This window comes from Kribbella lupini, from assembly GCF_039529595.1.
Taxonomy (GTDB): domain Bacteria; phylum Actinomycetota; class Actinomycetes; order Propionibacteriales; family Kribbellaceae; genus Kribbella; species Kribbella lupini.
The window spans coordinates 526,795-552,821 of the sequence record NZ_BAAANC010000004.1 but is presented as its reverse complement, the minus strand read 5'-3'; the positions used below and the strand labels follow the sequence as shown (position 1 = coordinate 552,821).

The following is a 26,027-nucleotide window of genomic DNA, read 5'->3' as shown; positions in this document are numbered from 1 at the left end:
GTTTCCGGGGTGCTCGCCGACGTTCCGCAGCGTGGTTCCGGAGCGCCGCGCGGGACCGAAAGTGAAGATCTGTGCGTGTCATCGCCGCGACTCGCTCGTTGTTCGAGTCACGGGCCGGGAGGGCTCGGAGCTGAGGCAAACGATTGATGGGGGCGTGCGGTGATCCGAGTGGTACTCGGCCACCGCGGCACGTTGGTGCGTGGAGCACTGGCCGCGGTGCTGTCCAGGGAGTCCGACTTCGACGTGCTGGCCGAGCTCGACCGGTCCGACGACGTCCTGGGCGCGGTCCGGCTGCGTCCCCACGTCGTGGTGCTGGATCCACAACTGCCCGGCAAGGTCGGGATCGAGGACCTGTGCCGCAAGCTCACCGGGCGTGGAGTGCTGGTGCTGGTCGACCACGAGGCGATCGCCGCGACCAGCATGGGCCTGGTCAAGCAGGCCCCGCGGATCGGGCTGATCGCGACCGACGCGACGACCGAGCAGTTCGTCGAGGCCGTCCGCGACGTGGCGAAGGGGCTGCCGGTGGTCGACGTCCGGCTGGCCGTCGCGGCGCTGCGCGCCGGGGACAACCCGCTCACCGATCGTGAGTGCGAGGTGCTGCGGCAGGTGACGACGGGCGCGACGGCGCAGGAGGTCGCGCGGACGCTGAGCCTGAGCGCGGGCACGGTCCGGAACTACCTGTCCCGGATCCTCGCCAAGACCGGCGCCCGGAGCCGGATCGAGGCCATCAACAAGGCTCAGGACGCGGGCTGGATCTGAAACCTCGGCGGTGCCGGGACGGTCTCCGCGGGGTGCCAGTGACCCTGGAGTTCCTGGTAGAGCGGCGAGGTGGTGAGCAGGCTGGTGTGCGTGCCCAGCGCGGCGCGGTTGCCGTCCATCACCAGGATCTTCTGGGCCCGCAGCGCGGAGGTGATCCGGTGAGCGATCACGATCAGCGTGCCGCCGCGGGTCGCGAACGCCTCCTCGGCGCGACGCTCCGCCTCGGGATCGAGGAAACAGGTCGCTTCGTCCAGTACGACGAGGGCGGCGGGCGACAAGTAGGCGCGGGTGAGGGCGATCAACTGACGCTCGCCGGCTGAGAGCTCGTTGGGCCTGACCTCGGCCTGCAGACCGCCGATGCGGTCGACCAGCGCGCCCGCACCGACGGCGTCGATCGCCTGCTGGACCTCCGACGACGTCGCGTCGGGCAGCAGGTAGTTGAGGTTCTCCATGACGGTTGCGCTGAAGACGTACGCCTCCTGCGGGATCAGCACCCGGGTGTCGGCCGACACCGTATGAGCCGGTACGCCGCCGAGCAGCACCTGGCCTTCCGTCGGTTGCAGCATCCCGCAGATCAGTCCGGCCAGCGTCGACTTGCCGATGCCGCTCGGGCCGACGACCGCGAGGTGTTCGCCCTCGGCAACGACCAGGTCGAGGTCCTCGATGACCGGCTCGGCAGCCGGCCCGTAGGCGAAGGTCAGGCCGCTGGTGTGCACCTCGCAGGTGAGCGGTGTTGCCGTACGCCGGGTTGCCGCGGGTGCCTGCACCGAAAGGATGCGGCCGAGCGTGACGACGTACCGGAGGCCGCTGTCGCCGAGGGCACCCATCACGGTGCTCAGGGCGGGTTGCAGGCCGACCAGGACGTAGGTGAGACCGCCGAGCAGCGTGCCGGTGGAGATCCCGCGGCCGACCAGCCAGGGGCCGGCGGCCAGGAGGATCAGGAGCGGGGCCCAGCCGCCGACGGCGAAGCAGAGCGTGCGGAGGGCGGCAACCCGGGCCAGGGCTCGTTCGGCGTTGGCCTGGGCCTCGATGGGGCGGCCGGTCAGGTGCTCGGCGAACTCTTCCGAGCCGGTCGAGGTGATGTCGCGGACCCCGCTGAAGGTCATGCCGGCCGCCGCGGCCAGGTCTTCGTCGGCCTGGAGGGACGCGCGCACCCGGTCGGCGGCCAGGCCGAGGACGGCCAGGGAGGCCAGGAAGCCCAGCAGGAAAGGCGGTACGACGAAGCCGGCGATCGCCGGAGCGAGGGAGAGCAGACCGGCCAGGACGCCGACGAGCGTGACGGCGAAGCTGCGGACGACCAGGACGAGGCCAGCGAACGTGTCGCGGACGATCTCGACCTGGCGGTTGAGGCGCGCGACGGCGGCGGTGTCGCCGGTGTGGAGAGCGCTGCCGACGACTCGTCGTACGAGATCGTCGCGCAGGGGTTCGACGAGTTCGCCGAGGCGGCCGTAGACCTGGTGGGATCCGGCGGCGCCGAGGCAGGCGGTGGCCACGAGTCCCACCAGCCAGGCGATGCCCTGCCAGGCGTGGCCGGCCAGGAAGCTGTCGGTGGCTTTGGCGACGGCGACGCCGTAGACGGCGGTCGGGAGGATCTCCGGGACCGACCAGAGTGCCAGTTTCAGCGCCGAACGGTTCTTGAGCGCGGCGATTCCGTAGGACAGTTCGCGTTTCATCCGAAGACCTCGCGGTACTCCGAGAGGTGCCACAGGTCGCGGTGCCGGGCGGTGGCGCGGACGGTGCCGTGGTCGAGCCAGACGACCAGGTCGGCGCGGGCCGCGGTGGCCGGGCGATGCGTGACGATCAGGCGGGTCCGGCGGTGCTTGTCCTCGGTGAGCGTGCGGCTGATCTGCATCTCGGTCGCGGTGTCGAGGCTCGACGTGGCGTCATCGAGGACCAGCAGCCGGCTGGCCGACCACGCGCGGGCCAGGCCGAGGCGCTGGCGCTCGCCGCCCGACATAGGGGCTTCAGGCAACGGAGTGCGGTAGCCGCGGGGGAGGCGGCTGATGAAGTCGTGGGCGCGGGTCGCGCGGGCCGCGGCCAGCGTGCGGACGGTGCTGAGCGGGTTCGGCGAGATCGCGTCGCCGATCGTCGTACCGACCAGCGTCGGGCGCTCGAAGGCGCAGCCGACCGCCGTGCGCAGCGAGCGGCGGTGAACGGCCTGCAGCGGTACGCCGTCGAGCAGCACCTGCCCGTACGACGGATCGCGCAGCCGCGCGGCGACGGCGGCGAGCACGGACTTCCCGGCGCCGCTCGGGCCGACCACCGCGACGGTTGCGCCGCCGGGGAGGTCGAGATTGACGTCGTACAGGAGGGTGGTGTCGCCTGCGACGACCGTGACGGCTTCGAAGCGCAGGTTGCCCGGCCCCGCGGGGAGCGGAAGCGTGCCGTGCGGCATGGACTCGATCGCGAAGATCTCGCTCGCGCGGCGGACACCGGCTTTGGCGCGGGCGATCTCGCCGATGACGCCGGTGAGGCTGCCGAGTCCGGCACCCAGTACGGCGTACTGGCCGGCGGCGAAGAGCTCGCCGGCGGTGATGCGGCCCGCGGCGAGTTGCAGACCGCCGACGGACAGAACGGCGACAAGGACGAGTGGGCCGACGATCGCGGCCTGGGCGCCGGAGCGGGCGAGGACCTTCCAGGTGAGCAGGCCGTGCCGATGGAGCTCCGGGAGCAGGGTGAGGATGCGGCGCTCCTCGCGCGCTGTCGTGCCGGCGGCGAGGATCGTGCGGATGCCGGTGAGGGCTTCGGTGAGCCGTCCGGCCAACTGCCCTTGGGTTTCGGAGTAGGCGAGGCTGATCTGCGCCGTACGGCGGGCGAAGACCAGGAGTACGCCGATGACCAGTACGACGCCGCCGAAGAACGCCGCGGCGAGCCAGGGGTCGATCAGAGCGAGCAGCACCAGGCTGCCGGCCGGCGGGATGATCGCGGCGAACGCGCTGACCAGCGCCGGACCGGCCTGCGCGGCGTCGACGGCGTTGCCGGAGACTCGGCTGACGAGGTCGCCGGTCTCGTGGTTGCGGGTGCCCTCGGGGCCGCCGCGGACGACGTGCTGGACCAGGCCGTGGCGCAGCCAGGCCGTCGTGCCGGCGACGGAAGCCGTTCCGGCGAAGACGTCGACCAGGGAGCAAACGATGCCTGTGGCAACCAGTACGGCGGCGACGGTGAACCAGCGTTCGTAGCCGTGGCCGGCGACGATGGCGTCGACAGACTGGCCGAGAACCGACGGGAGAGCGAGCGCGACGCAGCTGCCGCCCAGGGAGGTGAGCGCGATGATCGGCAGCCACTTGCCGCCGTGCCGTACGACGTCGCCGAACGCCAGGCTCATTGCAGCTGCCGATCGAGGAAGGCGAGCATGTCCGCGGCGAGAGCGATCCCCTGGCTCGCCCCACCCGCGGCATGGCCGGAGTCGGCCTCGGTCCTGAGCAGGACCGGATGGCTGGACACGTGCTGCAGGGCGGCGCACATCTTCCGTGCGTGCAAGGGATCGACGCGGGTGTCGTTGGCGAAGGTGGTGAAGAGGACCGCCGGATAGTCGCGGGCCGAGACCTGGTGGTACGGCGAATAGCTCAGCAACGTCTTCAGCTGCACGGGATCCGAGGCCGAGCCGAACTCCGGCACCCATCGAGCGCCGAGGCCGGTGAGTTCGTAGCGGACCATGTCGAGCAGCGGGGCCGAGCAGACAGCCGCGCCGAAGAGGTCCGGGCGCTGAGTGATGGCGGCGCCGACCAGGAGGCCGCCGTTCGACTCGCCGCAAGCGGCCAGCTGGGAGGGAGTCGTCCAGCCTTCGCTGATCAGGTGCTCGGCCGCCGCGAGGAAGTCGTCGATGACGTTCTGCTTCTGATCGAGGATGCCGGCCCGGTGCCAGTCGTGGCCGCGTTCGCCGCCACCGCGCAGGGTCGCGGTGACGAACACGCCGCCGGCCTCGACCCAGGCCAGGGCGAAGGCGGAGTACGTCGGGGTGAGCGACTGCCCGAAGCCGCCGTACCCGTAGAGGATCGTGGGCCGTGGACCGGAGCCCGGACCCGCGATGACGAGCAACTCGAGCGCGGTGCCGTCGGCGGACTGGAACGGGACGGGCGTCGCGGTCGCCTCGACGGTGGGCGCTGCGCCGGGGGCAGGGGACCAGAGCGTGGTCTCGCCGGTCAGGGCGTCGTACAAGTAGATCGCCGCGGGCGTGACGCTGTCGGTGTAGGAGAACCAGGCCTCGTGACCGCCGAGCGGGCGGGTGGTCAGCGAGCCGACCGAGCCGCGCCCGGGCAGCGGGACGTCGCCGAGGTGGCGGCCGGTGACCAGGTCGTGGATGGCGATCTCGCCGATGGTGCCGCGGGTCCGGCCGACGAGGACGACCTTGTCGAGCACGGCCAGGCTGCTCAGCGGGGCGTCCGGATCGGCGGGGACGTAGTCGTGCCAGACCAGCGGGTTCTCCGGGTCGCCGACGCAGATCCGGCCGGTCGGCGCGTCCTGCGTCGTGACGACGTACAGGCGCCCGTCGTGGCCGACCGACATCAGCGTGACCGCGTCACCGGCAACCGGCACCGGCTGCGGGACGCCTTCCGCACGAAGGTCCGCGAGCCAGAGATCGTTGGTGGTCCCGCGGGACGCGGAGATCGTCAGCCAGCGTCCGTCGGCGCTCAGGTCCAGCCCGTACGACGCCTCGTCGGCGAGCACGCGCTGGTCCGATCCGCCGACCGTGTGGAGCAGGACCTGGCGGAATCGTACGTAGTAGAAGGACTTCCCGTCCGGAAGCCAAGCGACAGGGGAGTAGCGGCAACCGTCGATCGGCTCCTCGGCCAGTGCGCCGGTCGCCACGTCGAGGACGTGCAGAACGGACTGCTCGGAGCCGCCGCGCGAGACCTGGAAGGCGACCAGCGACCCGTCCGGCGAGGGCTGCCAGGAGTCCAGGGTGGTCAGTCCGCTCGGGTCGAGCTTCGCGGGGTCCAGCAGCTCGACGCCGTCGACGCTCAGTACGGGATGGTCCTGGTGCGGCTCACGGCGTACGACGAAACAACGGTCGCCACGCCAGACCGGAGTGGAGACGGAACCGACCGCGGACAAGGACTTCACGCGGCTGCGGAACGCGTAGCGGGTGGACAGCGAACCGGCGTACGTGAGCCACAGCTCGTCCTGCGCGGCCTGCCACCGGCGGGTCTGCTCGCTCGACGCGTCCTCGAGCCAGCGGTACGGGTCGGCGACGCTCTGCCCGTGCAGCTGCTCGACGAGCGCGAGCCGTTCGGCGTACGGATGGTCCATGGTCGCCTCCACAGAACGAAGGTCGGCCCGGGGTGGGAGTTGCCGCCCACCCCGGGCCTTCGGAAGCCTTGAAGCAGGGTCCGATCAGTGGCAGAGCAGAAGGCTCAGGTTGCTCGGACGCTGGGAACCGCAGCCCAGCACGGTCAGCGTGGAGCCGCCGTGGTGGTGCCCGCCGTGGCCGTAGCCCGGGGTTTCCAGACCCTGAAGGTCGAGAAGTGCCATGTGTTTTACACCTCCTTCGGAGGAAGTCGTCGGGACAGAGACTCGGACCACTGGGGAGGTCCGAGGAACGGGAGGGAGACCGGCCGCTCGTGCAGCGCGGTTCCCAGGGCCAGCAGGACGCCGGCGGATCCGGTGGCCAGGTCCGTCGAGAGACGGAGCAACTGGTTGCCAGGGAAGATCAGTCCACCCTCGTACGGCAGCGCGTGCCAGCCGAGTCCGCGGACCAGGTCGTCGGTGCTGTCGCCCAGCTCGGCGGCGGCCAGCAGCAGTCCGGCGCGACCCATGAACAGGCCGGGCTGCACGTAGTAGGAGCAGCGGGTGACCAGGCGGAGGGCAGCCAGTTCGGCGGCCAGCTCCTCGTCCGGTCGGTGCTGCAGGTAGCGGCTGAGGACCATCGCGATCCCGGCCGACCCTTCCTCCAGGTAGGGCAGCGAGCGCCAGCCCTGGTTGACCTGGAGCATGCCTTCCGGCGTACGGATGCAGCGGCGCAGGTCCTGCCGGAGGGCGGTCTCGGCGAAGTCGAGCAGCCCGGTGTCGCCGGTCCGCTCGTACGCCGTGACGAAGAGCAGCGCCGGACCGGACGAGCCGTACATCAGCCCGGCCCGCGGCTTCCCTTCACCACTCAGCTCCGGTACGTCGTTGACGTCGCCGAGCCGATCCGCGACCAGGTCGAGCACGCGTGTCGCCGCGCTGTTCAGACCGGGCTCTTCCGCGGCGAAGTGCATCAGGTTGAGCCCGATGCCGGCCAGGCCGGAATGGAGGCCCAGGTCGCGGCTGCCGAAGTCGTCGGCCAGCGTCAGCTCGATCGCGTCGAGCGCGTCCTGGTGGTGCCCGAGCTCGTCGAGGACGTGCGCGACACCGTGCAGTCCGTCGTACAGGCCGGGGCCGATCTCGGTGGTCCTCGCGTGCTCGCGCAGCCAGTCCTCGTACGACGGGAAGCGGCCCGCGCCGGTCTTCGCCAGCGCGTAGAGCACGCCGGCCGCGCCGGTCGCGAGGTTGATCCCGCCGCCGGGGCGGAACTGCGCGATGTCGCCGGGGAACAGCCGGTCGTCCCGCTCCGGCGTCGCGCCGGCCACGATCGCCTTCGCGATCGAGTCCCGGACGTCGGTCCAGGGCGCGCGGCCGGGCAGCGGCAGCGCGGCCATCTCCGGGTCCTCGATGAGGTCGGGCCCGACGATGGTCCGCACGGCGCTGTCGAGCGTTGCCCTGGGCACCGGGAAGGTCTCGGCGATCAGGTCGGCGAGCTGGAAAGCCTTGCCAGGATGGAGATGCAGCAACATCGTTGCCTGCGGCGCGAACAGGCCGAGCGCGATGCAGGCCAACGCGTACAGGTCGACGTCCGGACCCTGCCGGTCGCCAGGCGCCGCGTAGCCCGGGTGCGCGAGGGCGGACCGGGCCTGGTCCTCGGCCAGCGTCGCGACCTCGAAGTCGATCAGGACGAGACGGTCGCCGGTGCTCAGCAGCACGTTGTCCGGGTGCAGGTCGCAGAAGACGACGCCGCGGCCGTGCAGCTCGCCGACCGCGCGCTGGACGTCGTCGACCATCTTGGTCGCCCACGCGGCGTACTCGGTGAGCTCGGCCTCGGAAGCGTCCGGGCGGGTCAGTGGGTAGCGACGGACCAGTTCGCGCTGGAGCGGGTTCGCGTCGACGAACTCCTGGACCAGGAAGTGGTGGTCGCCGAGGGTGAAGTAGTCGTGCACCCGGGGGACGACGTCGAGGCCTTCGAGGCGCTGCAGGATGTCGCGCTCGTGACCGATCCGGGCGACCGCGTCGCGGCCGGACATGTCCAGCCCGGCGTACGGCCGGCCTTCCTTGAGCACGACCTGGGCCTGGGTCTCGGTGTGGTGGCCGAGGTAGACGCCGCCACCGTTGGAGAACTGGATGACGCCGTCGATCGTGTACGCGAGGTCGTTGGTGGTGACCGCGTTGCGGGCGTCGAGATGGGTCTGCAGGAACGACGGCAGCGTGATCCACGGCGGGGTGCTGAAGGTCGGGCTGCGGTGGTCCGGGACGAGCCGGCCGCGGTCGTCCTCGAGCGCCAGGACGCGTTCACCGGCCGGGTCGAGGGTGTAGCGGCTGACGAAGGCGCCGTACCGGACGAACAGCGGGCCCTCGGCGTACCGGAGGTCGCTCAGGATGTACGGGCCCTGGACGCCGTCGAGCAGGTCGTCGAGCTCCTTGAGCACCAGCTCGAGCTGCGCCTCGTCGGTCGGGTAGACGGTGACCAGCTTGCCGCTCGAACCGCGCGGGGCGGACTTCGAGTTGACCATCACCAGGACCGGCTCGTTGCGCAGGAACTTGAACGCGATGCCGCGCGGGACGCAGTAGTCCCAGACGATCGCGAGCGTCCGCTCGGCGTCGGCGAGGCCGGCCGAGACGTGGATCTTCCAGCCCTGGGCCGGCAGCTCCAGGCCGCTCGGCGCGTAGTGCATCCACATCTCGCCGACGACGTGCTCCCAGCCGGCCGGGACGTCCCGGGAGGCGAGCGCGAAGTCGGGCTGACCTTCGACGGTGGAGGGAGAGTCGTAGAAACGCCGGTCGGCCAAGCAGTACAGCTCGTAACTTTCCATGGCGATTCGATCCCCCTCTCTCGTGGTTGCCCCGGAGAATCTTGGGCGGCCGGAGAGGGGTCGGCGTAGTGCATGACGTCATCAGTCGACTGTGAAGAACTCATGTGCTACGAGTGAGTAAGTAAACACTCTTCGTGATCCCGACGTCACTTTGAGCGGGGAAAGCGCTGTTACATCATGTCGATACGTGGCAACCAGGTAACAGGGCGTAACTTCACGTGGATTTGATCGTGAGACCTGTCTAGGTCGCATTGCGGTGTTGCTGGCTGGCGAAGTACGCGACCTTCCGCGCCCGCATCACCTCACCCAGCGGGCGGTGCTCGGCCTTCGCGTTCCACGGGTCGAAGACCGCCGCCTCGACCTCCTCGGCGAACGCCTGGTCCGGCTTGTGCCGCCCGATCGTCAGCCGGCCGACGGTCTCGTACGGCGCGTCCCAGGTGACCGAGGCGTCCTCGATCGGGGTGCGCTGCTCGTCGACGAAGAACTGCACCTGGACGTCGTAGTCGAGCGGGTCGCTCGCCAGCCGGTCGTAGACGTCCGCGGCCCAGTCGTCGGCGCCCGGGTTGGGGTAGCCGGCCAGAGCGCGGAGCCGTACGCGGACGGCGTACGGGCCGAAGGCGATCGGGGCGGCGCTGAAGAAGTCCTGCGTCGCGAAGCCCGAGAACGGCTCCTTGAGTGCGGTCGCGACCGCCTTGAGCCGCGGGAGCAGCGACGGCTTCCTGATCAGCGAGCCGAGCAGCTGCCCCTTGGTCTGACTGGCGGTGGCGACGATCGTGCTGAACTCCTCGCTGGTCGCCGAGCTGAACCGCTCGTGGTTGATCAGCGCGAAGTCCTGGCTCACCGCCTCCCCGCCGAGCGCTGACGGTCCACTCACGCCCAGCACCTTCAGCGAGAACCCGCGAATGTCCGGTACGACGTCCGCCGCGCGGTTGAACCCGCCGTTCGACAGCCGCACCCACACGTCGTACTTCTCCGGCACCCGGAACAATCCCTGGCGCGCGTACTCCGGCAGGTCTCCCGGAACCGTCAACGTCGCCCGCAGTGCCGCCACCTGCTTGCGGTGCAACGCCCGGCCGTCCCCGTACCTGGCCGACTTCCGGGCCTGCAGCGCGACGAACAGCTCCGCCTGCCGCCGGTGGCGCTCCTCCTCGTCGACCCCGACGACCTCCCGCCAGCCGGTACTCGGCACGCTCACGACGTTCCCCCTCCGACGACGACCCGGTCCGTCCCAGTATCCGTCGTCCGCACCGTTGCGTCAGGCAACAAGCCGGGAGCTCGGCCCGGTGGTACCGGTCCCCAGTCGCACCGGTACCACCGGGACAAGAAAACGCCGGCCGTGCCGGGCGTCGGTCACCACCTCACTGGCGACCGGCGCCCTGTGTGGCACGACCGGCGTCTTGCTCTGCCCCGAGAGGGCGTTCGGCCCGAAGGAAGGTGGTCCTGAACTCGTTTCCGCGGCCGGCAGGGGAGGTACAGTCCGGTCGCGGACGGGAGTTCGGCGGTTCCACCAAGAGCCTGTGCCGGCGACCCGTCCGTCGCCGACAACTGAACGTTGTCACGCGAGCCCGGAGCGGGGCCATCCTCGGCATCAAACATTTGCATTGGCTTTTCAGAAGGCGACGGAATGTATACAACTCGTCACCGAGTGTACCGATGTTGCCTGCCGCAACAAGTAAAAAGCTTGCGTGCTTGATTACCGGTCCGGCCCGGATCGCCGTGCAGGAAGGCGATCCGGCTCAGGACCGGCTCAGTACGGGTAGGTGTCGTCGCGCCGCGTGGGGTCCATGTCCCACAGCGAGAACTCGACGACCTTGTGCGACTCCTCGCCGCCGGCCGGGCTCAGTCCGACCGTGTCGTAGTCCTTGGAGCCGAGGCCGTCCAGGTAGCCGAGCAGCTCGAACGCCGACCGGGCGTCCTCGATGTCGTCGATCACGTCGTCGTTCTGGGCCTCGTCGGCGCGGCTGCGCACGTAGGCGACGAACGCCTCCGGATCGGTCACCACGAAGTCGTAGCGGGCCTGGTAGCTGAGCCGCAGCCCGTTCTCCGGGACCATCGGCTCGTCCATCTCCGCGACCCCCTCGACCAGCTCGCGGTAGTCCGCGGGGTCGTCGAAGTCGTCCGGCCCGAGCGGGACGTCGTCCAGCTCGTCGGGGTCGTAGGAGTCGATCCCCAGGAAGATGTCACCCCAGCCGCGTTCGTGCACGGCGTCGGCGAGCACCCGGGACTGCACCCGGACGTTCTCGATCGCCGTGGTGGCCCGCAGGTCGTGCAGGTCGAGGGCGTCGGCCTGGGCCAGCAGCACCTTGGCAAGTTCGCGGGCGGCCTCGGCGGCCGAGGCGGGCTCAAGCGGCTCACTCATGCTGCGACCGTACAACCATCGGTACGTCGACCGCCGCGCCCGGTACGCCGAACGCGTCCACGAGGTCGGTCGCGTACCCCCGGATCCGCCCGCACAACTCGTTCACCAGCGCCGTGATCGCCTTCGAGCGCGGGCCGGACAGCCGCCCGTGCTCCAGGAACCAGGCCCGGTCGTTCTCGATCGTCGCGAGCGCGTGCAGGTCGTACAGCTCCTTCAGCCGGTCCCGCGTCTCACCCTCCGGCGCCGCCTGGACGGCGTGCTGGAACGCCTCCAGCACGACCCTCTCGACGTGCGCCCGCCCGGCCGCGATCACGTGGTCCTGGCACCGGTTGAACACCTCGAACGCCTCGTCCCCGGCGTCGATGCCCGCCTTCAGCCGGCGTGCGACCCCGGCCAGCATGTGCTGCTCGCGGAACCGCAGCAGTCCTGCGTGGTAGTCGTCGTCCCGCAGCCCGGCGTCCGGGTCGGCGGAGTCGGACCGGTTCGGTACGACGTCGCGCAGTCGCTCGACCAGTCCGCGCAGCGCGGTCTTCTCGACCGCGATCTCGACGGCCTGGGCGGCGACGAACCGCGCCGTCCCCAGCGGGTCGAGCTCGCCGAACGAGCGCCGGTAGTCGGTCAGCAGGCCCTTCGCGACCAGTTGCAGCAGGACGGTGTTGTCGCCCTCGAAGGTGGTGAACACGTCGGTGTCGGCCTTCAGCGCCGACAGCCGGTTCTCGGCCAGGTAGCCCGCGCCGCCGCACGCCTCGCGGCACATCTGGATCGCCTCGGTCGCGTGCCAGGTCCCGAGTGCTTTCGTGCCGGCCGCCTGGGCCTCCAGGGCCCGCCGGTCGTGCTCGGTGCCGCCGGTGCCGCCACCGCGTCCGTCGCTGTCGTCCCGGGGCGCGCCGTCGTCGGCGCCGAAGATCCGGGCGAAGTTGTCGACGAGCTCGGCCTGCGCGAAGTGCAGCGCGTAGGTCCGGGCCAGCAGCGGCAGCAGCCGGCGCTGGTGCATCCGGTAGTCGAGCAGCAGCGCCTCCTCCGGACTTCCCGGCGCACCGAACTGGCGGCGCTGGGCGGCGTACCGGATCGCGATCGTCATCGCGACCTTGCTCGCGTTGATCGCGGCGCCGCCGACCGAGACCCGGCCCTGGACCAGCGTGCCGAGCATCGTGAAGAAGCGCCGGTCCGGGTTCTCGATCTCGCTGCGGTAGGTGCCGTCGGCATCCACCTGCGCGTACCGGTCCAGCAGCGCCTCGCGCGGCACGCGAACCTGGTCGAAGACGATCCGCCCGTTGTCGACGCCGTTCAGGCCGAGCTTCGGTCCGCAGTCGCTGAGCGTCACGCCGGGCAACGGCTCGCCGGCGTCCGAGCGGATCGGGACGAGCAGGCAGTGCACGCCGTGCGTCTGGCCGCCGACCACGAGCTGGGCGAACACCGCCGCCAGCCGGCCGTGCCGGGCCGCGTTGCCGATGTAGTCCTTGCGCGCCGACGCGGTCGGGGTGTGCACGACGAACTCGCCGGTCGTCTCGTCGTACGTCGCGGTGGTCTCCAGCGACTGGACGTTCGAGCCGTGGCCGGTCTCGGTCATCGCGAAGCAGCCGAGCAGGTCGCCGGTCAGCGCGTCGGCCAGGTAGCGGTCGTGGTGCCGCTCGGTGCCCAGGTGCAGGATCGCGCCCGCGAACAGGCCGAACTGGACGCCCGCCTTCACCATCAGCGACAGGTCGCCGAACGCGAGCGTCTCGAACCCGGCGATGAACCCGCCGAGGTCGCCCTGGCCGCCGTACTCCTTGGGGAAGCCACGGGACGGGTGCCCCTGCGCGGCGATCTCCTTCAGCGTCCTGAGCACCTCGTCGCGGTACTCGTCCCTCGAGAGACGCAGTCCGGCGTCCAGCAGGGACGCGTGGGAGGCCAGGCCGTCCCGTACGACGTCGCGCGCGGCCTTGTGCGGCCCGTCCAGGTACTCCCGCAGTTCGGTCATGGTCCAAAACTACTCAACGCACGGAAAGATCCGCAGTTTCGGAACTAACATGGCGTGCATGCCGAATTTGCGGATCAGTGAGGCGGCCGCGCTACTCGGAGTCAGCGATGACACCGTCCGGCGCTGGATCGACCTGAAACGGTTGCCGGTCACCGAGCAGGGTGGGCGGATGGCGGTCGACGGCCGCGAGCTGGCCGCGTTCGCCCAGCAGCTCGCGGAGTCGCCCGAGCCGGGGACGACCACTGCCGCGTCGGCGCGCAACCGGATGCGCGGGATCGTCACCCGGGTCCTGAAGGACGGCGTGATGGCCCAGGTCGAGATGCAGGCCGGGCCGTTCCGGGTCGTCTCGCTGATGAGCCGCGAGGCGGCCGACGAGCTCGGCCTGGAGCCCGGCGTGGTCGCCGTCGCCTCGATCAAGTCCACCCATGTCGTCGTCGAGATCCCGGAGTCCTAGATGCTGCGTCGTGGCAGGGCGTCCGTACGCCGTACCGTCGGTGCCGGGCTGGCCGCGGTCGTGGCGCTCGCCCTCACCGGCTGCGGCTCCCAAGCTGACTCTCCGGCCGGAAGCGGCTCGCTGTCCGGCACCGTGAACGTCTTCGCCGCCGCGTCGCTGACCGGCAGCTTCACCCAGCTCGGCAAGGACTTCGAGGCCGCGCACCCCGGCGTCAAGGTGGTCTTCAACTTCGCCGGCAGTTCGGCGCTGGCGACGCAGATCAACCAGGGTGCGCCGGCCGACGTGTTCGCGTCGGCCGCCCCGAAGAACCTGGACCAGGTGTCCGACAAGGGGACCGCGACGACCTTCGCGAAGAACGTCCTGGAGATCGCCGTACCGAAGGGCAATCCGGGCAAGGTCACCGGTCTGAAGGACTTCACCGACAAGGACCGGAAGATCGCGCTGTGCGCCGAGCAGGTGCCGTGCGGTGCGGCCGCGCAGAAGGTGTTCGCCGCGGCAAAGCTCACGCCGGAGCCGGACAGCCTGGAGCAGGACGTGAAGGCCGCCCTGACCAAGGTCAGCCTTGGCGAGGTCGACGCCGCGCTGGTCTACAAGACCGACGTCCTCGCCGCGAAGGACAAGGTCGAGGGGATCGAGTTCCCGGAGGCCGCGCAGGCGGTCAACGAGTACCCGATCGCCACGCTGACGAAGGCTCCGAACGCCGAGGGTGCCAAGGCGTTCGTCGACTTCGTGCTGTCGGCCGACGGCCGCAAGGTCCTCACCGCCGCGGGCTTCGAGGCTCCGTGAGTTCTCGCCGGAGGAGAAGGACGGGTGGCCGCTTGCCGCTCGTCCTTCTGCTGCCTGCTCTTCTCGGGCTGGCCTTCCTGCTGGTCCCTTTGATCGGCCTGCTCGCCGAGGCGCCCTGGTCGACGCTCCCGTCCCGGCTGTTCAGCGCCGAGGTCGGCCAGGCTCTTCGGCTGTCCTTGCTGTGCGCGAGCGTCGCCACCGTCATCTGCCTCGTCCTCGGCATCCCGCTGGCCTGGCTCCTCGCCCGCGCCGACCTGCCGGGCCGCGGACTCCTGCGCGCCCTCGTAACGGTTCCGCTGGTCCTGCCGCCCGTCGTCGGCGGGGTCGCCTTGCTGCTCGTCCTCGGCCGCCGTGGACTGATCGGTGAGCGGCTGGATCTCTGGTTCGGCTTCAGCCTGCCCTTCACCACCGCCGGCGTGATCGTCGCCGAGGCGTTCGTCGCGATGCCGTTCCTGGTGATCTCCGTCGAAGGCGCCCTCCGCGCGGCCGATCCGCGCTACGAAGAGGCCGCCGCCACCCTGGGGGCCGGACGCTGGCTGACCTTCCGCCGCGTCACGCTGCCGTCCATCGCGCCGGGCATCGTCGCCGGCGCCGTCCTGTGCTGGGCCCGCGCGCTCGGCGAGTTCGGCGCCACCATCACCTTCGCGGGCAACTTCCCGGGCCGTACGACGACGATGCCGCTGGCCGTCTACCTTGCGCTGGAGACCGACCCCGACGTCGCGGTCGTGCTGAGCATCGTGCTGCTGCTCGTGTCGGTCGTCGTCCTGGCGAGCCTGCGCGAGCGCTGGATCAGTGGTCTGCGATGACGCTGCACGCGGACCTGCACGTACGCCGTACCGGCCGCCCGCGCCAGGTCGCCGCCGATCCCGGCTTCGAACTGACGCTGGACCTGACCGTCGAGCCCGGCGAGGTCGTCGCCGTCCTCGGCCCGAACGGCGCCGGCAAGACCACGGCCCTGCGCGCGATCGCCGGCCTGCTGCCCGTCGACGGCGGGCGGATCAGCCTCGACGGCACGGTGTGGGACGAGCCGCCGCGGACCTTCCTGTCCGCCGACCAGCGCCCGATCGGCGTTGTGTTCCAGGACTACCTGCTCTTCAACCACCTGAGCGCCCTGGAGAACGTCGCCTTCGGCCTGCGAGCCCGCGGCGTCGACAAGCGCACGGCCCGCGCCGAAGCCGCCCAATGGCTCGACACCGTCGGCCTGACCGACCAGGCCAAGTCCCGCCCGCGATCGCTGTCCGGCGGCCAGGCCCAACGCGTCGCTCTCGCCCGGGCCCTCGCCACGCAGCCCGAGTTGCTCCTCCTGGACGAACCGTTGTCCGCCCTGGACGCGGGCACCACGCTCCACATCCGCGCCGAACTGGGCCAGCACCTCGACCGCTACGAGGGCCGCACCCTCCTGGTCACACACGACCCGCTGGACGCGATGGTCCTCGCCGACCGGCTCGTCATCATCGAGAACGGCGAGGTCGTCCAGCAGGGCAGCCCGAGCGAGGTCGCCCACCGTCCTCGCACCGACTACGTGGCTCAGTTGGTCGGCCTCAACCTCTACCGAGGCACCGCGGACGGCACCACGGTCCAGCTGACCGACGGCGGCAAGGTCACCATCGCCACCCCGGCCACCGGCCCGGTCCACGTCGCCTTCCCGCCGTCGGCGATCAGCCTCTACCCCGACCACCCGACCGGCAGCCCCCGCAACACCTGGCCGGTGGTCGTCACCAGCGTCGAGCAGCACGCCCACACCGTCCGCGTCCGCCTCGCCCCCGCCGACGGCTCGTCAGCCCCCACCAATCTCCTCACCGACGTCACCCCAGCCGCCGTCGCGGAACTCTCCCTGACCCCGGGCCGCCCGCTCTGGGCGACCCTCAAGGCCACCGAAACGCAGACCTACCCGAGCTGACTCCGGGACCTTGAACACCAAACGGGGACCTTGAACACGCTATGTGGTGTTCAAGGTCCCCGTTTGGTGTTCAAGGTCCCCGGTTTGTGGGGGATCAGGCCAGCTCGAGCTCCGTGGCGGGACGCTGCGGGACCTCGCCGTACGTCGTGGTGCGCTGGCGGGCGGGTCGGCCCGCGGCCGTCGCCATCGCGGTGAGCTCCTCGATGGACTTGCGGGAGCCGTGCTTGGAGCCGGCCATCCGGCTGATGGTCTCCTCCATCAGCGTGCCGCCGATGTCGTTGACACCGCCGTTGAGCACGGCGACGCAGCCGTCGGTGCCGAGCTTGACCCAGGAGCACTGGATGTTGTCGATCCGCCCGTGCAGCATGATCCGCGCCATCGCGTGCACCGCGCGGTTCTCGTCGTACGTCGGGCCCGGGCGGGCCACGCCGGCCAGGTAGATCGGCGAGTTGGTGTGGATGAACGGCAGCAGCACGAACTCGGTGAAACCACCGGTCTGGTCCTGCACAGCGGCGATCGTGCGCAGGTGCTGGACCCAGTGGTGCGGCGAGTCGACGTGGCCGTACATCATCGTCGACGACGACGGCAGCCCGACCTTGTGCGCGGTCGAGATGACCTCGATCCAGCTTGCCGTCGGCAACTTCCCCTTGGTCAGGATCCAGCGCACGTCGTCGTCGAGGATCTCGGCCGCCGTCCCGGGGATGCTGTCCAGCCCGGCCTCCTTGACCGAGATCAGGAACTCCTCGATCGACAGCCCGGTGCGCACCGAGCCGTTGACGATCTCCATCGGCGAGTACGCGTGGACGTGCATCTGCGGCACCCGGTCCTTCACCGCCCGGACCAGGTCCGCGTACGCCGTACCGGGCAGGTCCGGGTGGATGCCGCCCTGCATGCAGACCTCGGTCGCGCCGATCACCCAGGCCTCCTCGGCCCGCTGGGCGACCTCGTCCATCGACAGCGAGTACGCGTCCGCGTCGGTCCGCCGCTGGGCGAACGCGCAGAACCGGCAGCCGGTGTAGCAGACGTTGGTGAAGTTGATGTTCCGGTTCACCACGTAGGTCACGTCGTCGCCGACCACGGCCTTGCGCAGGTCGTCGGCGATCTTCGCGAGCTGGTCGAGCGCCGGACCGGTGGCCGTCATCAGCGTCAGCGCCTGGCTGTCGGACAGCCCGGCGGGATTACGCTCGGCGGCCGCGAGCGCTTCCTTCACGTCGCCGTCGATCCGCTCCGGAGCCTTGCGCCGGGCCACGTCCTCCCGCAGCACGTCCCAGTCGCCGTACGCCGCGTCGAAGTCCGACCGCGTCTCCGTACGCCGTCCTTCCGTGTCGATCGCGGTGTGCAGATCGGTCCGCCCGACCGAGTCCCAGCCGCCGTCGGGCTCCTGCCAGGGCAGGCCCTTCGGCATCGCGGCCTCGTTCGCCAGGCCGGTCGCCGGGTCGACGAGCGCCTCGACGTGCGAGATCAGCCGCGGGTCGAGCCAAGGCTCGCGCAGGTACTCCGGGTGGGCGGTCAGCCGCTCGCGCAACGTGAAGCCGGCGTCGGCGGTCAGCTTCGCCAGGTCGTCCAGGTGCGGCCAGGGGCGTTCGGGGTTCACGTGGTCGGGGGTCAGCGGCGAGACACCGCCGAAGTCGTCGATGCCCGCGGCGAGCAGCAGCTTGGCCTCGTCGAGGTCGACCAGGTTCGGCGGGGCCTGGACGCGGGCCCGCGGGCCGAGCACGATCCGGGTCACCGCGATCGCGGCCAGCCACTCGTGCAGCGGGACGTCCTCGTCGTTGCGCATCGCGGTGTCCGGCTTCACCCGGAAGCCCTGGATGATGACTTCCTGGATCCCGCCGTACTGACGGGCGACGCGGCGCAGCGCGAACACCGAGTCGGCGCGCTCCTCGATCGTCTCGCCGATCCCGATCAGCAGGCCGGTGGTGAACGGCACGTTCGAGCGGCCGGCGTCCTCGAGCACGCGCAGCCGGACCGACGGGTCCTTGTCGGGCGAGCCGAAGTGCGGCTGGCCCTTCTCCTCGAACAGCCGGCGCGAGGTCGTCTCGAGCATCATGCCCATGCTCGGCGCGACCGGCTTAAGCCGCTGCAGGTCCTGCCAGGACATGACGCCCGGGTTCAGGTGCGGGAGCAGGCCGGTCTCCTCCAGGACCCGGATCGCCATCGCGCGGACGTAGTCGAGGGTGCTGTCGTAGCCCGCCTCGTCCAGCCACTGCTTGGCGGCGTCCCAGCGGTCCTCGGGCGCGTCGCCGAGCGTGAACAGCGCTTCCTTGCAGCCCAGGGCCGCGCCCTGGCGGGCGATCTCCAGCACCTCGTCCGGGCTCAGGTACGGCGACTCGACGCGACCCGGCGTGGTGGCGAAGGTGCAGTAGTGGCACCGGTCGCGGCACAGCCGGGTGAGCGGGATGAAGACCTTCTTGGAGTAGGTGACGATCCCGCTGCGACCGGCGTCCTCGAGACCCTGGTCGCGGACCCGGCCGGCGGTCGCCATCAGCTTGTCCAGCGCCTCGCCGGAGGCCGTCAGCAGCACCTCCACCTCGGCCTGGTCCAGGGTCTTGCCGTCGTCCGCGCGCTTGAGCGCTCGCCGCATCGCGGTGCTGAGAGTCGAGGTCACGGGATCCGAGCCTAAGCGCTTCGACAGCCCGGATCTCGCGATTCCCGGGGGCAAAAACAATCAGTACGTCTGTCTTGATAGTTTGCTGTTTGTGCAGGTCAGCGGCGTTGTGACGGGGAGTGAGGGCGGCCGCGATCGCCGGGCGCCGAGCCGGAGCGACGGGCGTCGGGTGCGGGGTGCGTTGCGACGGGACGAGCTGCTGCGAGCGACCCTCGTGGTGGTCGAGCGGGCCGGCGTCGCCGGCGTGAGTCATCGGGCGGTTGCTGCCGAGGCCGGCGTTTCGGTCGCCTCGACGACGTACCACTTCGCGTCGCTCGACGACCTGTTGGTCGCGGCGTTGACCGGCGCCGCCGAGGACCTCACCGCCGAGCTGCACGAACGGGTGACCGAGCTCGGCGCCCGGCCCGCCGACGAACTGGCCCGGCTGGTCGAGCACCTGCTGGTGTACCGCCGCGGACGCACGCTGGCGGCGTACGAGCTGTACCTGCTCGCCGCCCGACGGCCGGAGCTGCGAGAGGCGGCCGGCGCATGGCTGCAGCCGCTGACCGAGATCGCCCGGACGTTCACCACCAACCCCCAGAAGGCGAGCCTGCTGGTCGCCGCCCTCGACGGACTGCTGCTGCAGTCGCTCGTCCGGGCGAGGCCGTTCGCGCAGGCTGATGTGGCTGCCCTGTTGGTGTACCTGAGGTAGCGCAGGCGTTACCCCGGATCGGGCTCGAGGGCCCGGGTCAGGCGGCCGCCGTCGCGGTTGGCTGGAGGCATGCTGAGGATGTCGCTGGGGGCGTTGCGGGATCGGTGGCACCTGTTCGCGGGTGCGGTGGTGGCGGTCGCGTTCGGGGTCGGGCTGATCCAGTCCGCCCTGCAGGTGATGGCCGCGACGGACGCGCCGGCCCTGCCGCCGGGGCTCTCGGGGCTCGAGCGGTCGAAGATCCGCGACGGGTACGCCGGAGCCGCCACGCTGCTGGGGATGTCGGTGATGCTGGCCGTCTTCCTGACCGTCTTCGTCGTGAGTACGACGTTCGGGTTCGCGGTGGTGCAGCGGCGGCGGGAGCTCGGGCTGTTGCGGCTGGTGGGGGCTCAGCGGAGCAGCTTGCGGGTGATGTTGTTGCTTGAGGCAACCGTGTTGGGTCTGGTGGGCACAGTGCTGGGCGTGCCGCTCGGGCTGCTCGGGGCGTGGGCGCAGTCGACGTTGCTGATCGAGCTGGGCATGCTGCCGTCGTGGTTCGAGGCGCCGTGGATCTGGGGTCCGATGTGGGTCGCCGCCTTCGTCGGCGTGGGGACAGCGGTGGTCGGCGCGTTCGCGGCGGCGTGGCGGGCATCGCGGGTCAGTGCGCTGGAGGCGATCGGGGACCTGCCGCGGACGATGCCGGCGATGACCGGGTGGCGGTGGTTCTGGGGACTGTCGTCGGCCGCGTTCACGGTGGTGATGGTGATCGCCGCGCAGGCCTCGCGGGACTTCGTGGCCGGGTTGCTGATCGCGCTGGTGGTGATGATCAGCGGGTCGGTCGCGCTGAGCCAGCTGAGCCCGGTCGTCGTACCGGTCGCCGGTCGGCTGCCGGCGCTGGTGCTGCGGGGGTCCGTGGTCACCGATCTCGCGAAGGCCGGCGTCCTGCACGCCGTACGGCGAAGTGCCGCGACCGCGGCGCCGCTGATCGTGCTGGTCGGGCTGCTGGCCGGGCTGTGGGGAGTGTTCGGGTCGCTGGCCAAGGCGGTGGGGGAGGAGCAGCGGCAGCTGATCTCGGCGGATCTGGTGGTCGAGGGGTCGGTCGAGCCGGGTGAGGGGATCGCGGCGGTGTCGGAGCAGACGACCGTGCCGGTGACGATCGTCGGAAAGAAGAAGCGGACGAGGTACTCGGAGGCGATCGGGATCGATCCGGTCGGGTACCAGCGCACACATGAGCTGCGGCCCCGGAAGGGATCGCTGGACAAGTTGTCGGGAGCAACGATCGCGATCGGGCCGGGGATGGCGGTCGAGGGGTACAGGCTCGGGGAGACGCTGACGGCGACGATCGGCGGCAAACGCCACCAGCTGAAGGTGGTCGCGATCATGCCGGAGACGCTGGACGTGACGGAGAACTTCTTCGTGCCGAAGGCGTTGACCGACGGAATGGACGGAACGACGGAGACGCTCGTCACGTTGGAGCCGGGCGCCGACGCGAAGGCGTTCGGGGGCGAGGTGCGGACGGTGAAGGAGTGGGCCGAGGACAACGCGGCCGTCGAGCAGCGGGACGACACCGGGATCTTCGTGGTGCTGATGGGACTGGCAGGGGTCTACGCGGCCGTGGCCGTGGTCAACGCCGTGGTGATGGCGGCGGCCGAACGGCGGCGCGAGTTCGCACTGGCGCGGATGGCCGGGCTGACGCGCCGGCAGGTGGTCGGGATCGCGACGGTCGAGTCGCTGACGGTGGTCGTGGTCGGCGTCCTGCTGGGCAGTGTCGTCGCGGGCGCCGCGATGGCGGGGATCGCCGCCGGGACCGCGCAGATGTTCGGCGTCGTGGTGGTCGCCGTACCGTGGCGGCTGCTCGGGATCATCCTGGCCGGTTCGCTCGCCGTCGTCGGCGGTACGGCGGCGATCACCGCCTGGACCACGACCAGGTTCAGTCCGGTCGTGGTCCTCGGCGGTCGCGAGTGACGCTCAGGCGTCGGCGACGGTGATTGCTTCGGCCTCGGGCCGGGAGTGCGCCGACGGGATGCGCAGGTGGGCGAGCGGCTTCCAGCCGGTGGCCAGGGCGCCGACGGCGAGCATCACGGCGAAAGCGCCGACGTAGAACGGAAGCTGGACGTTGACTTCCTCGCCGAGCTTGCCGGCCAGCCAGGGCGCGACCGCGCCGCCGGAGAAGCGGACGAAGCTGTACGCCGCCGACGCCGTACCGCGCTCCACCGGAGCCGCGCCCATCACCGCCTCGGTGATCAGTGTGTTGTTCACGCCGAGGAACAGGCCGGCCACGATCACCCCGGCGGCCAGTACGTGCGGGTGGTGGGCGTAGGCGCCCATCACGGCCAGGTCGGCGGCGAACAGCAGCAGCGAAGCCATCACCACGGGCAGCGTGCCGAAGTGGCGCTGCAGCCAGGGCGCCGCGAAGACCGAGGTGACCGCCAGCCCGATGCCCCAGCCGAAGAAGATCAGGCCGATCTGCCGGGCCGACATCGCCAGCGGGAACGGGGTGAACGCCAGCAGGGTGAAGAAGCCGAAGTTGTAGAGCAGCGCGGTCACCGCGACGGTGGCCAGCGACCGGTGCCGCAACGCCTTCAGCGGTTCGAGGATCGACGTCCGGCGCGGAGCCGGCGGTGAGGCGGGCAGCAGGAACGCGGTCGCGGCGAGCGCGATCGTCATCAGCACGGCGACGCCGAAGAACGGCCCGCGCCAGGAGATCGTGCCGAGCTCACCGCCGACCAGCGGGCCGGCCGCGATGCCGACGCCGAGCGCCGCCTCGTACAGGATGATCGCCTCGGCGACCGAGCCGGCCGCGGAGTTCACGATGGTGGCCAGAGCCGTCGCGATGAACAACGCGTTGCCCAGGCCCCAACCGGCCCGGAAGGCGACGATGGCGCCGATCGAGTTGGACAGGCCGGCCAGCGCGCTGAACACCACGATGATCGCGAGACCGATCAGCAGAGTGCGCTTCGCGCCGATCCGGCTGGAGACCGCGCCGGTGATCAGCATCGCGACGCCGATCACGGCCATGTAGCTGGTGAACAGCAGCGACACCTGCGACGGGCTGGCGTGCAGCTGCTCGGCGATCGGCTTGAGGATCGGGTCGACCAGGCCGATGCCCATGAACGCGATCACGCAGGCGAAGGCGACGGCCCAGACGGACTTGGGTTGCTTGAGGAAGGAGCTGCTGGTGCTGCTCACCGGGGGTGTTCCTCCAATGGTTCGAGGGTGAGGATCTTCTGCAGGACGGTGACCGCGGCCTCCAGAGTGGTGAGGTCTTCGGCCGGGAGCTGAACCAGCCGGTGGGCGACGGCCGTACCGGCTTCGCGGCGGGCGCGGTCGAGCTCGGCCAGCCCGGCGTCGGTGAGGCTGATCAGGCTGGCCCGGGAGTCGGCCGGGTCGGGCTCACGCCGGACCCACCCGCTCTCCTCCTGGCGCTGCACCAGCGTCGACATCGTCGGCTGCGAGCAGCGGTCGGCCTTGGCGAGCTCGCTGATCCGGGTCGGCCCGAGCTCGTCGAGCCGGCCGAGCAGGCGCATCGCCGCGTGCGGCAGCGCGCTCACGTCCCGGCTGGCCAGACGGGTCAACCGGGCCGACGCCACCACCAGGTCGACGCCGAGCTTGGAGAGGTCGGATGCGATCACCTCTTCATATTACATAGGAATACTATGCATCTCCAGTGTAAGATTTGTGAGACGCTGGGCCTTACGAACTCGAAGACGTGAGGTGTTCTCGGTGGGCAATCTCGAAGGAAAAGTAGTTCTGATCACCGGTGCGGGCGGCGGGATCGGGTCGGCGACCGCCCGGACGATGGCCGCGCAGGGCGGGCACGTCCTGATCCACGACCTCGTCGAGCCCGCGCTGGCCGCACTGACCGAGGAACTCGGCGAGAGCGCCACCCCGCTGGTCGCCGACCTGACCGACCTCGCCGCGGCCGAGCAGCTCTGGAACGACGCCTGGGCGGTCAAGGGCCGGATCGACGTCCTGGTCAACAACGCCGGCGCCTACCCGCCCGCTCCGCTGGACGCCTCGCTCGACGAGTGGCTGAAGGTCTGGGACTTCTCGCTGGACCTGCACCTCAAGGCGCCGGCGGTGCTGTGCCGTCAGGCGGTCACGGCGTACTCGGCGCAGGACGACGGCGGGATCATCGTCAACCTCGCCTCCCGGGCCGCGTTCCGCGGTGAGGACCCGGAGTACTGGCACTACGCGGCGGCCAAGGCCGGCGTGGTCGCGATGACGCGGACGATCGCCCGTCAGTACGGCCGCAACGGCGTGACCGCGTTCGCGCTCGCGCCGGGCTACGTCGACACCGAGCTCAACGCGCAGTTCCGCGACACCGTCGGCGTGGAGGTCGCCGCCGAGCAGACCGGACTCGGTGAGGTCGCGCAGCCGCAGGACGTCGCGAACATCATCGCGTTCCTGGCCAGCGGCCTGGCCAAGCACGCGACCGGTACGACGATCGACGTGAACGGAGCCTCCTATGTCCGTTGACGTCGGCGCGGCCCGGATGAGCGCCGACCTGTACGTCGGCGGCGCCTGGATCGAAGGCGGGGCCGGGCGGCTGGACAACGTTGACCCAGGCAACGGTCGGACCGTCGGCGCCGTGTCGCTGGCCACGGCCGCGCAGGTCGACGACGCGATCACGGCCGCCGTCGACGCGTTCCCCGCGTGGTCGGCTCTGTCGGGGACGGCACGCGGCGACATCCTCCGCCGGGCGGCCGCACTGCTCGTGGACCGCACCGAGGAGGCGGTGGCGACGATCCTGCTGGAGACCGGCAAGACCGAGGCCGACGCCCGTGGCGAGATCGGTCGCGCCGCGGAAACCCTGCGCTGGAACGGCGAACAGGCCGGTCGCGTTCAGGCCACCGCGTTCCCGGGCGTCGTGGCCGGCTCTCGCCGGACGTCGGTGCCGACGCCGCTCGGCGCGGTCGCGGTGATCACGGCCTGGAACTTCCCGGCGGTGCTCGCGACCCGGAAGCTCGGCGCCGCGCTCGCGGCCGGCTGCGCCGTGGTCTTCAAGGCCTCCGAGTTCGCGCCGGCCACCGCGCGGCTCGTCGTCGAGCTGCTGGCCGAGGCGGGCCTCCCGGCCGGCGTGGTGAACCTCGTCTTCGGCGATCCGCAGGCGGTGTCGGCCCAGCTCACCTCCTCGCAACGGATCAAGGCGTTGTCGTTCACCGGTTCCACCGCCGTCGGGAAGGCCCTGGCCGCGCAGGCGGCCCCGAATCTCATTCGCACGGTTCTGGAGCTGGGCGGCCATGCGCCGGTCCTGGTCATGGACGACGCGGACGTCGACCACGTGATCGCGACGACCGCGGGCGCCAAGTTCGGGTCGGCCGGGCAGTCGTGCGTGGCGCCGTCCCGGTACTTCGTCCACGAGTCCCGGTACCAGGAGTTCGTCGACAAGCTGACGGCCAAGGCGTCGTCGTACGTGCTCGGGCACGGCACCGAGGACGGCGTGACTCTCGGCGCGGTCGCCCATCAGGGGCGCGTGGACGCGCTGGTCCGCCTCGCCCAGGACGCGACCGAGCACGGTGGCACCGTCACCACCGGCGGCCACCAAGTGCGGAGGGACGGGTTCTACTTCGCGCCGACCGTCGTCGCCGGACTCCCGCTCGACGCCGACGCCGCGATCCTGTCCGAGGAACCGTTCGGCCCGATCGCGACCGTGTCGGCGTTCAGCACGCTGGACGAGGCGATCGACGCGGCCAACGCGGCGCCGTTCGCGTTCGCGGCGTACCTGTTCACCGACCGGCTGAGCGTCCGCGACCACGTCGTACGACGGCTGAACGCCTCGAACCTCGGCATCAACCAGCTTGCGCCGTCGCTGCCGGACGTACCACTCGGCGGACTCGGCAACTCCGGGTACGGCTACGAGGGCGGGATCGAAGGCATCCTCGCGTTCACGCAGTTGCGGCTCGTCTCCGAAACGCCCGGACCCCTAGGGTTGGCCGGATGACCGCGGACAACAACTCGTCGCTCGCCCGGATCCGGGAGGTCGCGGCGACGGCACGAGCGCCGTACGAGCTGGATGCCGTCGACCTGGCCCTGCTGAAGATCCTGGTCGCGGACTGCCGCACCTCGCAGCGGCAGATCGCCACGCAGCTCGGGGTGTCGGCGCCGACGGTCGGCGAGCGGATGGCGCGGCTGGAGCGCAACGGCGTCATCACCGGCTTCAGCGCGCAGGTCGACTGGGCGGCCGTCGGCTACGGGCAGGTTGTGTTCCTGTCCATCGAGGCCGCGCCAGGGTACGACGTCGCGACGATCATGTCCGGGCTCTGGGAACTGGCCGAGGTCGAGGACGTCACCCTTGTCACCGGCGACCTCGACCTGCTGATCCGGATGCGGGTCCGCGACTACGGCGAGCTGCGGACGATCCTGATGGAACAGATTTGGCGGATCCCCGGCATCCAGCGCACCGAGACCCTGCTGTCGGTCGCCGAGATGCCGGCGAAGAACTTCGGCGCCGGCTTGCTCGGCAAGGTCGAGCAAGCCGACTGACGCCGG

At 70.8% G+C, this 26,027-nt stretch carries 21 protein-coding genes; 10 read left to right on the top strand and 11 right to left on the bottom strand.

Annotation, left to right across the window (positions count from 1 at the left end):
* The first annotated feature begins 159 nt into the window (after positions 1-159).
* Complete coding sequence (locus tag ABD235_RS35700; RefSeq protein ID WP_344182350.1) at positions 160-759, top strand: response regulator transcription factor; 600 nt, start codon at positions 160-162, stop codon at positions 757-759.
* Here ABD235_RS35700 and ABD235_RS35695 read toward each other — a convergent pair.
* The 8 genes from ABD235_RS35695 to ABD235_RS35660 all read right to left on the bottom strand — a co-directional run bounded on the left by ABD235_RS35695 (position 738) and on the right by ABD235_RS35660 (position 13,120).
* Positions 738-2,432, bottom strand: coding sequence for an ABC transporter ATP-binding protein (locus ABD235_RS35695; RefSeq protein ID WP_344182348.1), 1,695 nt, complete (start codon positions 2,430-2,432; stop codon positions 738-740). The genes ABD235_RS35700 and ABD235_RS35695 overlap by 22 nt on opposite strands.
* The gene (locus ABD235_RS35690; protein ID WP_344182346.1) at positions 2,429-4,084 is read right to left on the bottom strand and encodes an ABC transporter ATP-binding protein; all 1,656 of its coding nucleotides are present in this window, start codon (positions 4,082-4,084) and stop codon (positions 2,429-2,431) included. Before ABD235_RS35690 ends, ABD235_RS35695 begins: the two co-directional genes overlap by 4 nt.
* Entirely contained in the window at positions 4,081-6,009 is a 1,929-nt protein-coding gene (locus tag ABD235_RS35685; RefSeq protein WP_344182344.1) for a prolyl oligopeptidase family serine peptidase, read from the bottom strand. The genes ABD235_RS35690 and ABD235_RS35685 overlap by 4 nt, the downstream gene beginning before the upstream one ends.
* Before the next feature lie 84 nt (positions 6,010-6,093).
* Positions 6,094-6,231, bottom strand: a complete 138-nt coding sequence (locus ABD235_RS35680) for a SapB/AmfS family lanthipeptide (protein ID WP_012924049.1) — start codon at positions 6,229-6,231, stop codon at positions 6,094-6,096.
* A 5-nt stretch (positions 6,232-6,236) separates the two neighbouring features.
* Positions 6,237-8,801 (bottom strand): class III lanthionine synthetase LanKC, encoded by a 2,565-nt coding sequence (gene lanKC / locus ABD235_RS35675; RefSeq protein ID WP_344182342.1) that lies wholly within the window; start codon positions 8,799-8,801, stop codon positions 6,237-6,239.
* Between the two features lie 241 nt (positions 8,802-9,042).
* Positions 9,043-9,996, bottom strand: coding sequence for a catalase family protein (locus tag ABD235_RS35670; RefSeq protein WP_344182340.1), 954 nt, complete (start codon positions 9,994-9,996; stop codon positions 9,043-9,045).
* A gap of 552 nt (positions 9,997-10,548) precedes the next feature.
* Positions 10,549-11,160, bottom strand: a complete 612-nt coding sequence (locus ABD235_RS35665) for a hypothetical protein (protein ID WP_344182338.1) — start codon at positions 11,158-11,160, stop codon at positions 10,549-10,551.
* Positions 11,153-13,120, bottom strand: coding sequence for an acyl-CoA dehydrogenase family protein (locus ABD235_RS35660; RefSeq protein WP_344182336.1), 1,968 nt, complete (start codon positions 13,118-13,120; stop codon positions 11,153-11,155). The genes ABD235_RS35665 and ABD235_RS35660 overlap by 8 nt, the downstream gene beginning before the upstream one ends.
* Before the next feature lie 49 nt (positions 13,121-13,169).
* Here ABD235_RS35660 and ABD235_RS35655 point away from each other — a divergent pair, with 49 nt between their 5' ends.
* Genes ABD235_RS35655 through ABD235_RS35640 form a run of 4 tightly spaced genes read left to right on the top strand, consistent with a single transcriptional unit; the run spans position 13,170 to position 16,260 of the window.
* On the top strand, positions 13,170-13,574 hold the full coding sequence (locus ABD235_RS35655; protein ID WP_344182334.1) for a TOBE domain-containing protein: 405 nt from the start codon (positions 13,170-13,172) through the stop codon (positions 13,572-13,574).
* Positions 13,575-14,360: a molybdate ABC transporter substrate-binding protein gene (gene modA / locus ABD235_RS35650; RefSeq protein WP_344182332.1), complete on the top strand. Its 786-nt coding sequence runs from the start codon at positions 13,575-13,577 to the stop codon at positions 14,358-14,360. It begins immediately after the preceding gene.
* Positions 14,361-14,392: 32 nt separating this feature from the next.
* Positions 14,393-15,166 (top strand): molybdate ABC transporter permease subunit, encoded by a 774-nt coding sequence (modB, locus tag ABD235_RS35645; RefSeq protein WP_344182330.1) that lies wholly within the window; start codon positions 14,393-14,395, stop codon positions 15,164-15,166.
* Entirely contained in the window at positions 15,163-16,260 is a 1,098-nt protein-coding gene (locus ABD235_RS35640) for an ABC transporter ATP-binding protein (protein WP_344182328.1), read from the top strand. The genes modB and ABD235_RS35640 overlap by 4 nt, the downstream gene beginning before the upstream one ends.
* Before the next feature lie 94 nt (positions 16,261-16,354).
* On the opposite strand, the gene ABD235_RS35635 is transcribed toward ABD235_RS35640, so the two are convergent.
* Positions 16,355-18,868: a bifunctional FO biosynthesis protein CofGH gene (locus ABD235_RS35635; RefSeq protein ID WP_344182326.1), complete on the bottom strand. Its 2,514-nt coding sequence runs from the start codon at positions 18,866-18,868 to the stop codon at positions 16,355-16,357.
* A gap of 181 nt (positions 18,869-19,049) precedes the next feature.
* On the opposite strand from ABD235_RS35635, the gene ABD235_RS35630 reads away from it, so the two are divergent.
* On the top strand, positions 19,050-19,559 hold the full coding sequence (locus tag ABD235_RS35630) for a TetR/AcrR family transcriptional regulator (RefSeq protein ID WP_344182324.1): 510 nt from the start codon (positions 19,050-19,052) through the stop codon (positions 19,557-19,559).
* A gap of 69 nt (positions 19,560-19,628) precedes the next feature.
* Positions 19,629-21,500 (top strand): FtsX-like permease family protein, encoded by a 1,872-nt coding sequence (locus tag ABD235_RS35625; RefSeq protein ID WP_344182322.1) that lies wholly within the window; start codon positions 19,629-19,631, stop codon positions 21,498-21,500.
* Between the two features lie 3 nt (positions 21,501-21,503).
* On the opposite strand, the gene ABD235_RS35620 is transcribed toward ABD235_RS35625, so the two are convergent.
* Together ABD235_RS35620 and ABD235_RS35615 are read right to left on the bottom strand one after the other, a co-directional pair.
* Positions 21,504-22,724, bottom strand: coding sequence for an MFS transporter (locus ABD235_RS35620; protein WP_344182320.1), 1,221 nt, complete (start codon positions 22,722-22,724; stop codon positions 21,504-21,506).
* A complete protein-coding gene (locus ABD235_RS35615) occupies positions 22,721-23,167 on the bottom strand; it encodes a MarR family winged helix-turn-helix transcriptional regulator (RefSeq protein ID WP_344182318.1) in 447 nt (148 codons plus the stop codon). The genes ABD235_RS35620 and ABD235_RS35615 overlap by 4 nt, the downstream gene beginning before the upstream one ends.
* A gap of 91 nt (positions 23,168-23,258) precedes the next feature.
* Between ABD235_RS35615 and ABD235_RS35610 the strand changes: the two genes are divergently transcribed.
* Genes ABD235_RS35610 through ABD235_RS35600 form a run of 3 tightly spaced genes read left to right on the top strand, consistent with a single transcriptional unit; the run spans position 23,259 to position 26,021 of the window.
* Entirely contained in the window at positions 23,259-24,014 is a 756-nt protein-coding gene (locus ABD235_RS35610) for an SDR family NAD(P)-dependent oxidoreductase (RefSeq protein WP_344182316.1), read from the top strand.
* On the top strand, positions 24,004-25,479 hold the full coding sequence (locus ABD235_RS35605) for an aldehyde dehydrogenase family protein (protein WP_344182313.1): 1,476 nt from the start codon (positions 24,004-24,006) through the stop codon (positions 25,477-25,479). Before ABD235_RS35610 ends, ABD235_RS35605 begins: the two co-directional genes overlap by 11 nt.
* Positions 25,476-26,021, top strand: a complete 546-nt coding sequence (locus ABD235_RS35600; protein WP_344182311.1) for an Lrp/AsnC family transcriptional regulator — start codon at positions 25,476-25,478, stop codon at positions 26,019-26,021. The genes ABD235_RS35605 and ABD235_RS35600 overlap by 4 nt, the downstream gene beginning before the upstream one ends.
* Positions 26,022-26,027 lie beyond the last annotated feature (6 nt).